The 14,769-nt window shown below is 57.0% G+C and carries 16 protein-coding genes; 7 read left to right on the forward strand and 9 right to left on the reverse strand.

The annotated features are described in order from the left end of the window. Positions 1-36 precede the first annotated feature (36 nt). On the reverse strand, positions 37-1,161 hold the full coding sequence (locus tag ACVBEG_RS15955; protein WP_447108045.1) for a site-specific integrase: 1,125 nt from the start codon (positions 1,159-1,161) through the stop codon (positions 37-39). A gap of 102 nt (positions 1,162-1,263) precedes the next feature. Between ACVBEG_RS15955 and dusA the strand changes: the two genes are divergently transcribed. Together dusA and tal are read left to right on the forward strand one after the other, a co-directional pair. Continuing rightward, on the forward strand, positions 1,264-2,274 hold the full coding sequence (gene dusA, locus ACVBEG_RS15960) for a tRNA dihydrouridine(20/20a) synthase DusA (protein WP_447108046.1): 1,011 nt from the start codon (positions 1,264-1,266) through the stop codon (positions 2,272-2,274). A gap of 152 nt (positions 2,275-2,426) precedes the next feature. Further along, positions 2,427-3,353 (forward strand): transaldolase, encoded by a 927-nt coding sequence (tal, locus tag ACVBEG_RS15965; RefSeq protein WP_322178603.1) that lies wholly within the window; start codon positions 2,427-2,429, stop codon positions 3,351-3,353. 64 nt (positions 3,354-3,417) lie between these two features. On the opposite strand, the gene rssC is transcribed toward tal, so the two are convergent. Then, a complete protein-coding gene (gene rssC / locus ACVBEG_RS15970) occupies positions 3,418-3,900 on the reverse strand; it encodes an anti-sigma factor antagonist RssC (RefSeq protein ID WP_219063157.1) in 483 nt (160 codons plus the stop codon). Beyond that, a complete protein-coding gene (gene rssB / locus ACVBEG_RS15975; RefSeq protein ID WP_322178602.1) occupies positions 3,900-5,081 on the reverse strand; it encodes a two-component system response regulator RssB in 1,182 nt (393 codons plus the stop codon). Before rssB ends, rssC begins: the two co-directional genes overlap by 1 nt. 268 nt (positions 5,082-5,349) lie before the next feature. Here rssB and ACVBEG_RS15980 point away from each other — a divergent pair, with 268 nt between their 5' ends. Then, positions 5,350-5,649, forward strand: a complete 300-nt coding sequence (locus tag ACVBEG_RS15980) for a PilZ domain-containing protein (RefSeq protein ID WP_322178601.1) — start codon at positions 5,350-5,352, stop codon at positions 5,647-5,649. Between the two features lie 72 nt (positions 5,650-5,721). On the opposite strand, the gene ACVBEG_RS15985 is transcribed toward ACVBEG_RS15980, so the two are convergent. Next, on the reverse strand, positions 5,722-6,423 hold the full coding sequence (locus tag ACVBEG_RS15985) for an MlaA family lipoprotein (RefSeq protein WP_322178600.1): 702 nt from the start codon (positions 6,421-6,423) through the stop codon (positions 5,722-5,724). Positions 6,424-6,631: 208 nt separating this feature from the next. Between ACVBEG_RS15985 and ACVBEG_RS15990 the strand changes: the two genes are divergently transcribed. Together ACVBEG_RS15990 and ACVBEG_RS15995 are read left to right on the forward strand one after the other, a co-directional pair. Then, positions 6,632-7,300: an HAD family phosphatase gene (locus tag ACVBEG_RS15990; protein WP_322178599.1), complete on the forward strand. Its 669-nt coding sequence runs from the start codon at positions 6,632-6,634 to the stop codon at positions 7,298-7,300. A 121-nt stretch (positions 7,301-7,421) separates the two neighbouring features. Beyond that, positions 7,422-7,685 (forward strand): DUF4404 family protein, encoded by a 264-nt coding sequence (locus ACVBEG_RS15995; RefSeq protein WP_322178598.1) that lies wholly within the window; start codon positions 7,422-7,424, stop codon positions 7,683-7,685. A 66-nt stretch (positions 7,686-7,751) separates the two neighbouring features. Here ACVBEG_RS15995 and queF read toward each other — a convergent pair whose 3' ends face one another. Then, positions 7,752-8,582 (reverse strand): NADPH-dependent 7-cyano-7-deazaguanine reductase QueF, encoded by an 831-nt coding sequence (queF, locus tag ACVBEG_RS16000; protein WP_322178597.1) that lies wholly within the window; start codon positions 8,580-8,582, stop codon positions 7,752-7,754. 61 nt (positions 8,583-8,643) lie between these two features. After that, entirely contained in the window at positions 8,644-9,213 is a 570-nt protein-coding gene (gene copI, locus ACVBEG_RS16005) for a copper-resistant cuproprotein CopI (RefSeq protein WP_322178596.1), read from the reverse strand. Between the two features lie 164 nt (positions 9,214-9,377). Here copI and ACVBEG_RS16010 point away from each other — a divergent pair, with 164 nt between their 5' ends. Continuing rightward, on the forward strand, positions 9,378-10,058 hold the full coding sequence (locus tag ACVBEG_RS16010; protein WP_322178595.1) for a heavy metal response regulator transcription factor: 681 nt from the start codon (positions 9,378-9,380) through the stop codon (positions 10,056-10,058). Continuing rightward, on the forward strand, positions 10,058-11,413 hold the full coding sequence (locus tag ACVBEG_RS16015) for a heavy metal sensor histidine kinase (protein ID WP_322178594.1): 1,356 nt from the start codon (positions 10,058-10,060) through the stop codon (positions 11,411-11,413). The genes ACVBEG_RS16010 and ACVBEG_RS16015 overlap by 1 nt, the downstream gene beginning before the upstream one ends. A 27-nt stretch (positions 11,414-11,440) precedes the next feature. Here the strand turns inward: ACVBEG_RS16015 and ACVBEG_RS16020 are convergent, their stop codons facing one another. The 3 genes from ACVBEG_RS16020 to ACVBEG_RS16030 form a co-directional block, all read right to left on the reverse strand. Next, the gene (locus ACVBEG_RS16020) at positions 11,441-12,685 is read right to left on the reverse strand and encodes a lipoprotein-releasing ABC transporter permease subunit (RefSeq protein ID WP_322178593.1); all 1,245 of its coding nucleotides are present in this window, start codon (positions 12,683-12,685) and stop codon (positions 11,441-11,443) included. Between the two features lie 65 nt (positions 12,686-12,750). Further along, complete coding sequence (gene lolD, locus ACVBEG_RS16025; RefSeq protein ID WP_219063168.1) at positions 12,751-13,434, reverse strand: lipoprotein-releasing ABC transporter ATP-binding protein LolD; 684 nt, start codon at positions 13,432-13,434, stop codon at positions 12,751-12,753. A gap of 7 nt (positions 13,435-13,441) precedes the next feature. Next, the gene (locus ACVBEG_RS16030) at positions 13,442-14,692 is read right to left on the reverse strand and encodes a lipoprotein-releasing ABC transporter permease subunit (protein WP_219063169.1); all 1,251 of its coding nucleotides are present in this window, start codon (positions 14,690-14,692) and stop codon (positions 13,442-13,444) included. Between the last annotated feature and the right edge of the window lie 77 nt (positions 14,693-14,769).

Genomic DNA, 14,769 nt, shown 5'->3' on the forward strand with positions numbered 1-14,769 from the left:
GCAACCAACTCAATTGGCTCCGCCGATCCAGTTAATTTACTGCTTGCCCCAGGCACCCAGCTTCACAGGCGCCTGAATGATTTTCTCCAACCAGGGCCATTTGGCATAGTGGTCCCCCCTTCCGCGCAAGTGGGTATATCGGCGCAATGAGTTCCAGTCTCGATGTCCCGAGACGCTAGATACTCGCGGAATATCCCAGTCCATTTCGAACAATCGGCTCACCCCATCGTGCCGCAGATCGTGGAAGTGCAGATCTTCTATCATCAGAAACTTGCAAGCCTTTGCCCAAGCAGTGGCGATCGATGACGAGTTATAGGGGAAAATCTCTGCACGCTCCTTTGGCATGCTTTTCAGAATGCGCCAGGCTTCATCCGGGAGGTGACACCAAACATCGTTACCAATCTTCTGGCCCGGGTTCTTCATGTCCCGCACCATCACCCGCTGACGCTCTTCATCGACGTCCTTCCAAAGCATTCGGCCGATCTCGTCTTGCCTACGCGTGGAGAACAACGCGAAACCGGTGACTTTGAGCATGTTGATAGAACTAGGGCGACGCTGCTGAATACCTACAAAGTGCTCCAGCACCTTATCCAGCTCTTCCTTGGTCGGCCGCCGATCCCGCTCGCGGCTTTTCATGTTGTAACCCAGTTTTCTCAACACCTTTCGAGCGTCTGCCATCGCGTGGATATCGACCTCATACCCCCAAGCTGGCCGTGCAATCGATAGGACAGCCCCAAGGTGCGCCAGATCGTTGCCGGCCGTCTGCGGCTGGACACCGCCGCCCTCTTTGCTCATACGCCAGAGTGCAAAATCCACCACTCGCTGACTGTTGATAGCCGAATCAACGGTCTGGCCAAACTCCGTCGCCGCGATAGCATTTAGAGTGGCTTCCTTGGTTTTACCCAGCGGCCGGACTTTCTCCATTTCATCCAGGTACTGCTTGATCATGTCATGTACGGTGACGCCCTTGCGGTTCGCTCGCTCAATCGCACCAGGCTGATCTAGCTCTGCCTCACGTCGCCGCACCCACGCTTGTGCCGCCTGTTTCCGGGCGAAGGTCTGGCTCTCTTGGTAGACTTGCGCTCCATCGCGAAACAGGCGTATCTGTGCCGTGTAACTGACTGAGCCATCGGTGCGTTTTCGTGCTCTGATCGTTGCCATAGTCGACTGGTACAATTCCGAAAGTGATTGGTACATTGTACCAGCGCCATCGAAAAAACGCCTGAAAACGCCTAAAAACACGCTATAAATACGTTGAGCCTAATGGTACCAAACACCCACTCCAGAGCAGTAAACTCAAGCCCTGCGCTATCTCGGCGGTTTTCCGTTGCGCCTATGATGGATTGGACCGATCACCATTGCCGCTTTTTCCTGCGGCTGTTGTCGAAAAACGCGCTGCTCTACACGGAAATGGTCACGACCGGCGCGCTTCTCAATGGGGATCACGCTCGTTTCCTGCAGCACGATGAAGCAGAGCACCCACTGGCTCTTCAACTGGGCGGGAGCGTTCCTGCCGACTTGGCGGCCTGCGCGCGTATGGCTGAAGCCGTAGGCTATGACGAGGTCAATCTGAATGTGGGCTGTCCGAGTGATCGGGTGCAGAACAATTTGATTGGCGCGGTGTTGATGGCGCATCCGGGGTTGGTGGCGGATTGTGTCAAGGCGATGCTGGATGCAGTGTCGATACCGGTGACGGTGAAGCATCGGATAGGGATCAATGGTCGGGACAGTTACGCGCAGTTGTGTGACTTTGTCGGACAGGTGAGTGAGGCGGGGTGCACGAGTTTTACCGTGCATGCGCGGATTGCGATTCTTGAGGGGTTGTCGCCTAAGGAGAACCGCGATATTCCGCCGCTGCGCTATGACATAGCTGCGCAGTTGAAGGCGGATTTTCCTGACCTGGAAATCATTCTCAACGGAGGGATCAAGACGCTCGAGCAATGCCGTGAACATTTGCAGGTGTTCGATGGCGTGATGTTGGGGCGTGAGGCTTATCACAACCCTTATGTGTTGGCCGAGGTCGATCAGCAGCTATTTGGCAGTACCGCGCCGGTGATTTCCCGGGCGGAGTCGCTGGCGACGTTACGGCCTTATATAGCGGCTCATATTGCCAACGGCGGTTCGATGCATCACATCACTCGGCATGTGCTGGGGCTGGGTACGGGTTTTCCGGGAGCTCGGCGGTTTCGGCAATTGCTGTCGGTCGATATCCATAAGGCGAAAGACCCGCTGGCGTTGCTGGATCAGGCGGCGCAGCTACTCGAAGGTCGGTAGTTACCGCGTCGCTTGGGGAACAACCGGTACGGATCGGGTTCAAAGGATTCTGGATCGCTTATCCGCCTCTTGGAGTGCCGATAAGGATGCGCCCTTGAGTGGCTGGCAGCGCTCGGGTAATGTCTTCTAACCGCACAGGACAGAGCACGCTCATGACTTCCAAGCTGGATCAACTCAAGCAAATGACTACTGTGGTCGCTGATACTGGCGATTTTGATGCCATCGCCCGCCTCAAGCCGGTGGATGCGACGACCAACCCTTCCCTGCTGCTCAAGGCCGCGTCCAGTTCGAACAACGCCGAACTGCTCGCCGATGCGTTTAGCGGTAGCAAAAACGATATTGGACTCGCTTGCGACCGGTTTGCCGTCGCGATCGGGCAAAAAATTCTCAACGTGGTACCTGGCCGCGTTTCCACTGAAGTGGACTCCCGGTTGTCATTCGACACTGATGCCATGATCAATCGCGCCGAGCGTTTGGTTGGCCTTTACGATGATGCCGGCATTGGCCGCGACCGGATACTGATCAAACTGGCGTCGACCTGGGAAGGCATTCGTGCCGCCGAGAAGCTCGAACGCGATGGCATTCAGACCAACCTCACGCTGCTGTTCTCGTTTGCTCAAGCAATCGCCTGCGCCGAGGCTGGCGTGTTCTTGATTTCGCCGTTCGTAGGGCGGATTTACGACTGGTACAAAAAATCGGCTGGTCGTGATTTTTTTGGCGCTGAAGACCCAGGCGTGCAATCGGTCACCCGGATCTACAACTACTACAAGTCCAATGACTACAAGACCGTGGTCATGGGCGCGAGCTTCCGCAACCTCAGCCAGATCGAGCTACTGGCCGGGTGTGATCGTCTGACCATCAGCCCGGACTTGCTGGAGCAGCTGTCGAATGACAACGGTAAGCTGGAGCGAAAACTGGCACCGGGCAATGCCGGTGAGAAACGTCAGAGCTTGAGCGAGAACCAGTTCCGCTGGGCCTCGAACGAAGATGCGATGGCCACCGAAAAACTGGCAGAAGGCATTCGTCAGTTCGCACGGGATCAGGAAAAACTCGAAGCATTACTCGCCGCCAAGGCCTGAATACATCAAAGGGCGGCACCTTCACAGGTCCGCCCTTTTTAATTCCCGCGCAACAGTGCCGCTATCAGTGCCGCTCTAGCGCATTGACCAAGTCGTGAAACGCTTCGCGATTAGAGTCGTTCAAGCCCATCAGTATCTTGTGCGCTTCCAGCACTTTGGCCTTCACTACTTCTTCGGACTGATCCTGCGACGGTAAGTCGGTCAGGCACTCAGGACATGGGATCGGCCGATCTACTATGTTGAACACTTGATCAAAGCCCATCGACTGCAACAGTCGAGTGATGTCTTCGTGGGTGGTGACGACCGTCGGCAATAACCCCACTTTTTGGCGCGACAAGATGGACAACTTGGCCAGCAAGCCGAGCGTCGTGCTGTCAATGCTACGGGTTTCGGTCAAATCGATGACGATTGCCGAAAAATTCCGCGCAGTGAAGATACGTTCAATAGTTGCATCCAAAGCCGAACAGAGCGTAAGGCGCACTTCGCCAACAAACTTGAGGACAAAAGTGCCTGCTTGCTCAGCGAACTGGATTCTACCGGTACTCATTAAAGGTTCCTGCTCAACACCAACAAGGCGATATCATCCGGCATCTCTCCTAGCGTGGCCAATCCAAAAACTTGACGCAGACCATCCAGGCTGCCGCCGGCCTTTTTTACCAGCTGAGGTAAAATGGCCTCTTTCTCTTTGAGTGTATCACCGGGCAAAAGGTCCAAAATCCCATCGGAGAGTAAAGTCAGGCTGAAGGTCTCAGGCAAGTCCAGTACGTGATCCTGATAGGTCGCCTCATTGAACAGCCCGACCGGCAGGCCACGGCCTTCCAGATAATGGACATCCGTGGGCGTGTACAAGATCGGTAGCGGTAAATGGCCACCGATGCTGTAGGTCAATTTCCCGGTTTCTTCGTCGATCACACCACCCACCATGGTCACATGCTTGCCCAGGTTGCAGTTGATCAGTCCACGGTTGATATGACCCAGCACCTCCGAAGGTTTGAACTCCGGCAATGTACCGCTACGTTTGAATTCGAACAACAGGCGCGTGGTCATGAACTTCAGCAGCACCGTGACAAAGGCTGAAGAAGCACCATGCCCGGACACGTCGGCGAGGTAAAACGCCACGCGGCGCTCGTCGACCCGAAAGTAATCCACGAAGTCGCCCGACAGGTATAGCGACGGGATGATCTCGTGAGCGAACTGGAACTGATCGACCGCCCATGGATTGACCGGCAACATGTTCATCTGCACCTGTCGACCGGCGTTCTGGTCTTCCTGGAGCAAATGCAGGCTGGCTTCGAGTTCGCGGTTGGCCGTTTCGAGCTTCTGACGATAGCGCTGGTTTTCCAGAAGCAGCCGCGCACGATCCAGGGCTCGACGCACTGAGTGCTCAAGCACCGCTAGATCTTCTAGAGGCTTGACCAAGTAATCGGCAGCACCCAGGCGCAAGGCCTCGACGGCGTCGCTCATGACTCCTGCCCCGGATACGACTATCACTGGCGTTTCAGGCGAGAGGGTAGTTACCTGACGGATCAGCTCGAGGCCGCCCACCTGAGGCATACGCAGGTCGCAGATCACAAGGTCGGGCTTTTTTTGCTCAAAGACCTGAAGACCCTGCAAGCCATTGCTCGCTTGCAGGACGCTGAAACCACTGTCTTCCAAATAGGCGGCGATGCTAGCTCGCACTACTTCGTCGTCATCGATTATCAGCAGCGTGGCACTGGTTTTCTGCATGTGGGCAAACGGCGCCAGAGTAGGTTGGCGTAGGCGGCTCGGTTTTTACCGGACTCGCGTACTGGATTCGCTTCTAGCCTCTCTGAACAGTAACGACAGACTTTTGGTCGTGCGCAGCGCTGTTCAAAGGTGCCCTTCAAGGCGCAGACGGTACTCCCATACGCCGGGCGTTTCAAGCTCACGCCGATGGTCACTGGATGTCTTTACATCGCAAATCACCCGGAGTTATAAGAACAGGTAAATCAGCAACGAAATCGAAGGACATGTCATGAGCCAAAATGATCGGAACTACGCGGAAAAGAGAGATTACATCCGCATGCGTGTGGATGCCGACGTGACCCTGTTGTACGCCGGCCAGATCATTCCAGCAGTCTGCGTGGACCTGTCAAGCTCGGGCATGCAAGTGGAGACGCCTCGCGTGTTCAAGGTCGGAGACAAGCTGAGTGTGCGGATCGATTCCGACCATACGGCGCTCAAGGGGCTGGAAGCAGATACCGAAGTCGTGTGGCTAACCGATCAAGAAGAAGGGGGTCAGAAGCTAGGCCTGACTATTCTCTCAATGAATTGAATCGATTTTTTTCGAAGGGAAAATCAAACAAAAAAGGCGACCAGAAGGTCGCCTTTTTTACTGGCCGGAAGACTAGAAATCGTCTTTGACCTTGCCGTCTTTCACCTTGAACTCACGGTTTTGCAAGTAGGCGTTACGGATGAACGTGTATTTGTCGCCGCGGATCAACTTCTCAGCTGACAGCAGGCTCGCACGGGTGTCAATAATATCCACACCCCACGTGGTGTTACGGGCCGGTATGTCATTCATGTAATGGTACGGTGCATCGTAAGTATCAGGGTACAGGGCGAGGCCATCGCGCACGTTGCTAGGACCGAGCAACGGCAGCACCACATATGGGCCGCTCGGCAAACCCCAATAACCCAAGGTCTGACCAAAGTCTTCATCGTTACGCTGCAAACCCATTTTGGTACCGACGTCGAAGAAGCCGGCCACACCAAGCGTGGTATTCAAGAGCAGACGCGTTGTGTCGACGCCCGCAGCGTACGGCTTGGCCTGCAATACATCATTGGCGAAGTTGCGAACGTCACCGATGTTATTGAACATGTTGTGGATGCCGTCTTCAAGGAACTGCGGCGTGATGTACTGATAACCCTGCGCCAATGGCTTCAGCGCATAGGTATCGAGCGTGTCATTGAAGCGGAAAATGACTCGGTTGACGCCTTCCCAAGGGTCTTCATCAGCGGCCTGAGCAACCATGGGAACCAGCGCAACACCGGCACAAATACACAATTGAGCCAGACGATCGATAAAGCCTGCACCAGTCACGGGCATAGCAGACACTCCTAGAGACAGTAATGGGACGGGCGCTACGCCCTGCAACTCAAGACGCGCAGTATAAAGCCTTCCACGACTATTTAGGCAGCTTAGTGGATCCAGAGGCTGACAAAGCACAAAATCAACGGCCCACCCTCGTGACTAAGTCGTCATGCGACTGTCATCTATCACCCGTAGCGTGTGAGGATACTTCAGGGACGTCACCATGCCTGCGCCACGCGCCACACCAGCCCCCTCTCCTTCGCCGACCTTCACTGCCCTGCTCTTTGGCCTCAGTGGCTGCCTGGTCGACTTTGGTGCTCGCGCCCGAGCGGTGTCGGCCCGAAACGCACTCGACGCACAGCCGCAGGATATTCAATTCGAGATGAGCGAGCAGGCCCGCGTCACACCGGGCGCTCTGGATATTCTGCAAACTCTAAGCCGACAAGGCGTACCTTGCGTATGGCTGGATGATCTCCCCTCCACGGTCAGCCAGCGCTTGGCGGCGCCACTGCTGGAATGGGTTCAACCGGCCGATCATGCCACTCCCTCCTGCGCAGCCTGGCCCGCACCCGATGCCTGCTGGCAGGCGTTAATGGCCTTGAAGGTGAAACAACTCGATGGCTGCGTGCTCGTCAGCGGTGAACCACGCCTGCTGCAGTCCGGGCTCAATGCCGGACTCTGGACCGTCGGCCTGGCATCTTGCGGCCCCCTCTGCGGATTGTCGCCTAGTGAATGGCGAGCGCTGAACAGTACTGAACGCGAATACCGACGCGGCCAAGCGACCCTACAACTGTATGGCCTTGGTGTGCATTCAGTGATCGATCACCTTGGGGAACTCGCTTCCTGCCTCGCCGATATCAGCTTGCGCCGCACCAAGGGTGAGAAACCCTGATCGCGACCCGTTGATCAAGATCATGCATGCAGCTTCGGAGTGGATTAGTCTTATACTTATCAAGGACCTTTAGCTCAGCGCTAAGGTCCATGCCAGAGACTATCCATAAAGGGAGCACGCTATGCCTGCCCGCGAACTGCAAGAACAACTCAATACCCTGCGCGAGCAACTGGAGCAGAACCCGCCGCTGTCCGAATCGGAACGCGAGCACCTGCATGATCTGATGCAGAAGATCGAACTGGAGCTGCAACTGGAAACCGTGACTCAGGATTCGAGCTTGGCTGACAACGTCAATCTTGCCGTCGAACGCTTTGAGCTGGAACATCCAGCCATTGCCGGAACATTGCGTAGCATTGTTCAGACCTTGGGTAATATCGGGATTTAAGCCCACCCGCGAAACACATCGGTTACGCACCACAAAAACCCGTCTGATTTAGACGGGTTTTTTCGTTTACTGACGTGCCAGCCTGCGGTTTTCCAGACTGATCGCCTCGGTACTGCGATAAGGGTTGATGTCCAACCCGCCGCGTCGCACGTAACGTGCGTAGACCGTTAACTTCTCTGGCTTGAGCAAGCGTTGCAGATCGAGAAAAATCCGCTCGACGCATTGCTCGTGAAAATCGGAGTGCTGACGAAAGCTGACGATATAGGCCAACAAACTGGCGTGATCCAGAGCGGAACCGCGATATTCCACAGCAACGCTACCCCAGTCAGGTTGGCTAGTGACCGGACAATTAGACTTGAGCAGATGGCTGTGCAGGCTTTCTTCGATCACCCGCGATTCATCGCAACGCAGCAGCTCTGGGCGCGGCGTTTCATAGCTGTTGATGCTCACGTCCAGCTCATCGATGCAAACGCCCGGCAATGCCGCGACACCCTCTGCTTCAACGTCACTCAGGCTGCGAATGCGTACGCCCACCGGCTTGCCAGCGGCGGCAGACAGATCCGCCTGCAACGTCGAGACCAGGCTGGCGCGATCCGGGAACTCGGTCTGGTTCAGCGAGTTAAGGTAGAGCTTGAAAGATTTAGACTCAATAATATTCGGCGAGTCTGCCGGGATGGTGAATTCACCAATAGCTACCACCGGCTTGCCCGACGGCAGCAACCAGGACAACTCGAAACAGTTCCAGAAGTCGACACCTTGATAGGGCAGCGTTTCAGCTGTGAGCCCAAGCTCGGCCCATTTCGCCGCGCGCGGGATCGGGAACAGCAGGGACGGCGTGTAGGTAGCAATGTATTCACTGGACTTGCCCAGCGGCGAATGTTCGGCTGCGGGATGCATGGCGGGGACCTGGCTAAATAATCCCCGCAAGTTTATAGGGTTTGCCCGCAGCTTTCAGCGCCTAGTCGACGACGTTGATCTTGCCGACCATACCCGCCTGATAATGCCCGGGAATGTTGCAGGCAAATTCCAGGTTGCTGGCCTTGCTGAAGGTCCAGGTCAATTCGGCGGTTTTGCCCGGCTCAACCAGCACGCTGTTGGGGGCGTCGTGTTTCATGGGTTTATCATTATTCATTGCACCTTGCATCATGCTGTCATGACCCATACTGCCGTGATCCATTGCCTCATGGCTCATTGCCTCATGACTCATACCCGTCGGCGAGAGCATGCCGCCTTGCTGCATCGCGAGCATTTCCTTCTGATGTTCCGCGTGCATGGCCGCGTCGCCAAGGTTGAACTCGTGCAGCAACTGCCCCTTGTTGACGAGGACGAAGCGCACCGTCTCACCCGCTTTGACCTGAATAGCCTTGTCCTGGAAAAACATATCGCCCAAGGTCAACTCGACCGTGCGAGTAGCCTGAGCCGCCGGAGCAGCGTGACCGAAGTTCAGTGTATGGGCAGACGAAGCCATTAGCGGCAGGCTCAACCCCAGCAGCCCCGCGACCACGGCAATACGAACAAGCGAAACCATAGACTTCTCCAAATAAGCGACAATCAATCACCCTACTGTAGAGAGGCAGCGCTGGCAGTTAGCTGACCGGGAGATTACAACTTTGTCAGCTTCGGCCTTGGATCTGCCATTCGCGTTATAAAGTACCGCTGCATAAGCTCCTCCGCGGTCGCCACGAGTCGCCCATGAAATTACTAATCGTCGAAGATCAACCGAAAACCGGCCATTACCTGCGCCAAGGCCTGAACGAGGCCGGTTTCATCACCGAACTGGTGGCCGATGGCACCACGGGACAGCACTTGGCGTTGAGCGGCGACTACGCGCTGCTGATCCTGGATGTGATGCTGCCCGGCCGCGACGGCTGGCAGATACTCCAGGCCGTGCGCAGCGCCGGACTGGAGACGCCTGTGCTATTTCTCACAGCCCGTGATGCAGTGGAGGATCGGGTTCGAGGCCTTGAGCTGGGTGCAGATGATTACCTGGTCAAACCCTTCGCCTTCTCTGAACTGCTCGCCCGGGTCCGCAGCCTGCTTCGTCGTGGCAGCAGCGTCGCGCAGGAAACCCATCTGCAACTGGCGGATTTGCGCCTTGACCTGCTGCGTCGACGTGTCGAGCGCAATGGACACCGCATCGACCTGACGGCCAAGGAGTTTTCGCTGCTGGAACTGCTGTTGCGGCGCCAGGGTGAAGTGCTACCTAAATCGCTGATCGCATCACAGGTCTGGGACATGAATTTCGACAGCGACACCAACGTGATCGAAGTCGCCATCCGCCGCTTGCGCTTGAAGGTCGATGATGATTACCCAAACAAACTGATCCATACCGTGCGCGGCATGGGCTATGTCCTTGAAGAGCGCCCCCTGTGATGGCTCGCCTGTCCCTCAGCAGTCGTTTGGCACTGCTGTTCGCAGCCTGCACTGCCGTGGTTTCGTTGACCGCGGGCGTACTGTTCAATCGAGCCAGCGAAGCACACTTCATCGAGCTGGACCAACAATCACTCGACAGCAAGTTGCAGACATTTCGCTCGGTATTGAAGGGTGTTGCAAGCCAAACCGATCTCATCGGTCGACAAGCGGCGCTGCAAAGCGAACTCGGCCGTCAGCCTGACTTGGCGCTGCGTATCAGCGGCAGTGACGGAGGCATCTGGTTCGACAGCCTGCCGACGCTCCCGGCAACATTGTCCGTTCCGCACGGCCTGCACACCTTGCACAGCGCAGAGACTGAGTATCGAACGTATCACGCCTTGCTGGAGCCAGAGGCCGTTAATTCACCGCAGCTGACGCTGTTGCTGGACGTGACTCATCACCAACACTTTCTTCAGCGCATGCAGCACTTGATCTGGCTCACGGTCGGTTTTTCCGCTCTGGCCACCGCACTGCTGGGCGCATGGGCAGCACGCAGTGGCCTGCGCCCACTCAGACAGATGAGCGAAATCGCCGCCAGCGTCTCAGCCAGTTCGCTGACCACACGGCTGCCGCAGACGGAAATGCCCGCTGAACTGGCGGAACTGACGCACGCCTTCAACGCCATGCTTGGGCGCCTCGACGACGCCTTTCAGCGGCTCTCGGCATTCTCTGCGGACATCGCCCATGAGCTGCGCACACCGCTGTCCAACCTGCTGACCCACACCCAAGTCACCCTCACCCGCCCGCGCTCGACCGAAGATTATCGCGAAGCCTTGCTCGGTAATCTTGAGGAGCTGCAATGGATGGCGCAGATGATCAACGACATGCTGTATCTGGCCAAGGCCGAACACGGTTTGCTCAACCCGATGCGGGAAACCCTGCAACTGGAAGACGAAGCGGACGCAGTGCTGGAGTTCTTCGCACCCTTGGCCGAGGACGCACAGGTGCGGCTGTCACGCGAAGGCAACGCCACACTGGCCGGTGATCGCAACATGCTGCGCCGCGCTATCTCCAACCTACTGGACAACGCGCTGCGCTTCACCCCGGCGGGCGGACAGGTCGCAATGCGCATATCCCACTCGGATCAAGGGGTGCAACTGAGCATCGAAAACAACGGCGCAACTATTCCGGCACGAGCGTTACCCCATGTGTTCGATCGGTTTTTTCGTGCGGACCCTGCACGCAGCGAAGGCAGCAGTGAGCACGCGGGATTGGGGCTGGCGATCACTCAGTCAATCATCCGCGCCCACGGCGGACAGATTCGCTGCGAATCGGCGGACGACTGGACGCGCTTTGTGATTGAGTTGCCGGCTTGAGTTCAAGCGTGAATCACTGCACAGCAATCACTCGTAACGCAGCGCATACGCCGGCTGAATCTGTGCCGCACGCCAGGCTGGGTAGAGCGTCGCGAGAAAACTCAGGATAAACCCGGCGCTGCAGATCAGCGCAACGTCTGCCCACTGCAGCTGGGATGGCAGATTGTTGACGAAGTACACATCGGAACTGAAGATGTGCTGCCCCGTGACGCGCTCCAGCCAACCCACCATCTCGCTGACATTGAACGCCGCGATCACACCGAGAACGCCGCCGATAAGGGTACCGACGATCCCGATGACTGTGCCTTGAACCATGAAAATCATCATGATCTGCCCTGGCGTGGCACCAATGGTGCGCAAGATGGCGATGTCAGCACCTTTGTCGTTAACCACCATGATCAAGGTGGCAATGATGTTGAACGCCGCCACCGCGACAATCATCAACAGCAGCAGGCCGATCATGGTTTTTTCCATTTTCATCGCACTGAACAGGCTGCCCTGAGTGTGAGTCCAGTCATCGGCGCGGTAATCAGCACCGAGGCCGGCAACAATGGCAGCCGAGACTTGCGGCGCGGTGTACAGATCCTTCAGCGCCAGACGTACGCCTTGCACTTGATCAGGCTGCCAGCGCTGCATTTGCGCAGCGTCGGCGACGTTGATCAGAGCCATGGAACCGTCCAGTTCGGCACCCACCTTGAACACGCCGACCACCGTCAGCCGCTGCAGGCGCGGGGTAATGCCGCCGGGCGCGTTACTGGCTTCCGGGACGATCAGGGTCAGCTTGTCGCCGACGTTCAGGCGAAAACGTCGAGCGGTGATCTCACCGACCACCACACCGAATTCGCCAGCCTTGAGGTCTTCCAGGCGCCCTTGAGTGATGTGCTGAGCAACAATCGAAACCTTGTGCTCCAGCGCGGGGTCAACGCCGCTGATCTGGATCGGCTGCATCGAACCCTTATAGGAGAACATGCCCTCCATTTCAGTGAACGGAACGGCAGCGGTCACCTCGGGGTTCTTCATCGCCGCAGCGGCTGCGGGCTTCCAGTCGTCAAGCGGCGTTACGCCAGCGATAACGGCGTGGGGCACCATGCCCAGAATCCGCGAACTCATTTCACGCTGAAAACCATTCATCACCGACAGCACCACGATCATCGCCAACACGCCCAGCGCGAGGCCAATCATCGAGGTCATCGAAATAAACGAAATAAAGTGATTACGGCGCTTGGCGCGGGTATAGCGCGCGCCAATAAAAATTGATAACGGTCTGAACATTCGCGGAGCACCGTAGAAAAAATGAAAACCCCGACGCTGTGACAACCGGCGCCGGGTTGATTGAATCAATCAGCGACCAAATGACCATCTTCTAGACGCAACACCCGATCCATCTGCCGGGCCAGAGCCATGTCGTGGGTCACGACCAGAAACGCCGTTTGCGATGAGGTACTGAGCTCCAGCATCAAATCCTGAATGCCCTGCGCCGTGTGATGATCGAGGTTACCGGTAGGTTCGTCGAGCATCACCAGTCCCGGCCGGTTGACCAGCGCCCGGGCAATCGCCACGCGCTGACGCTCGCCGCCAGACAATTCCGATGGCTTATGCGCCAGGCGATGCCCCAGCCCTACCCGCTGCAGCAACTCGGTGGCACGCTGACGGGCTTCCGGGATCGCCGTCCGGCCGATCAACAGCGGCATGCAGACGTTCTCCAGAGCGGTGAACTCAGGCAACAGATGGTGGAATTGATACACAAACCCCAGCGCCCGGTTACGCAACAGACCCCGGGCTTTTTCGCCCAACGCCGACAATTCTTCACCCGCCAGCCACACGCTGCCTTGCGAAGGCGTATCCAGACCGCCAAGCAGATTGAGCAAGGTACTTTTACCGGAACCCGAACTGCCGACAATGGCGACGCGCTCGCCGGGGTGCAACTCCAGTTGCAAGCCCGAAAGGACCACCACCGATTCTGGGCCTTCCTCGTAGGATTTGCCCAGATTGCGGCAACTCAGTACTGCTTTATCACTCATGCCCGACTCACTCATAACGTAGCGCCTCCGCAGGCTGGGTGCGCGCAGCACGCCAGGCTGGATACAGGGTGGCGAGAAAACTCAGAATCAATGCAGCACCGCAGACCAGCAGTACGTCTTCGGCCATCAATTGCGACGGCAGGTAGTCGATGAAGTAGACGTCCGCATTGAGAAACTTGTGCCCGAGCAAACCTTCCAGCGCGGAGATCGCAGCGCTGACGTTGAGCGCGGCGAAAATCCCCACCACGGCACCGATCAGCGTCCCGACCACACCGATGACAGTGCCCTGCACCATAAAGATAGCCATGATCTGCCCAGGTGTAGCGCCCAGGGTCCGCAGGATCGCGATATCGCCCTTCTTGTCGTTGACCACCATCACCAACGTGGAAATGATATTGAAGGCAGCGACCGCAACGATCAGTAACAACAGCAAGCCGATCATGGCTTTTTCCATACGGATCGCCTGATACAGATTGCCTTGGGTCCGGGTCCAGTCACGGGCATAGAAATTATGATCACCCAACGTCTGCGCGATTTCCCATGACACCCGGGGCGCCTCGAACAGGTCGTCGAACTTCAGACGCAGCCCTTGCACCTGATCCGGTTTCCAGCGATGCAGACGCGCCAGATCGGTAAGATTGGTCAGGCCGAGGTAGCCGTCCAGCTCGCCAGCGCCGACGTGAAAGATGCCGACGACGGTAAAGCGCTTCATCCGCGGAAATATTCCGGCGGGGGTGACCGTCACTTCCGGAGCGACGAAGGTCAGTTTGTCACCGAGGCCTACACCCAGTTTCGTGGCGGCCTTGTCGCCGATAACGATCCCAAAGCTACCGGGTGCCAGATCATCCAGACGCCCCTTCAGCATGAAGTTATCGATGATCGAAACCTTGCGCTCCTGCGCCGGATCAATCGCGTTGAGCAGCACCTTCTGCACCTGACCGTTGCTGGTCAGCAAACCCTGCATCTGGGTAAACGGCGCAACCGCGACAACCTTGGGGTTCGCCTTGACCTTGTCGCCCAGGCTTTGCCAGTCACTGATCGGCTGATCGGACTCGATGGTCGCGTGGGGCACCATGCCCAGCACACGGGTGCGCATCTCATGATCGAAACCATTCATGACCGATAACACGACGATCATCACGACGACGCCAAGGGCGAGGCCGATCATCGACGTCAGGGAAATGAAGGAGACAAAGTGATTGCGGCGTTTTGCACGGGTATAACGCGTGCCAATAAATACAAAAAGAGGTCTGAACATGTCGGGGCTTGTTCGGAGGAAAGGGAACGTCCTTGTGGCGGGGCTCAGCGAGCAGCTTTACACTCAGAACACCGCCG

The organism is Pseudomonas sp. GG8, from assembly GCF_052976945.1.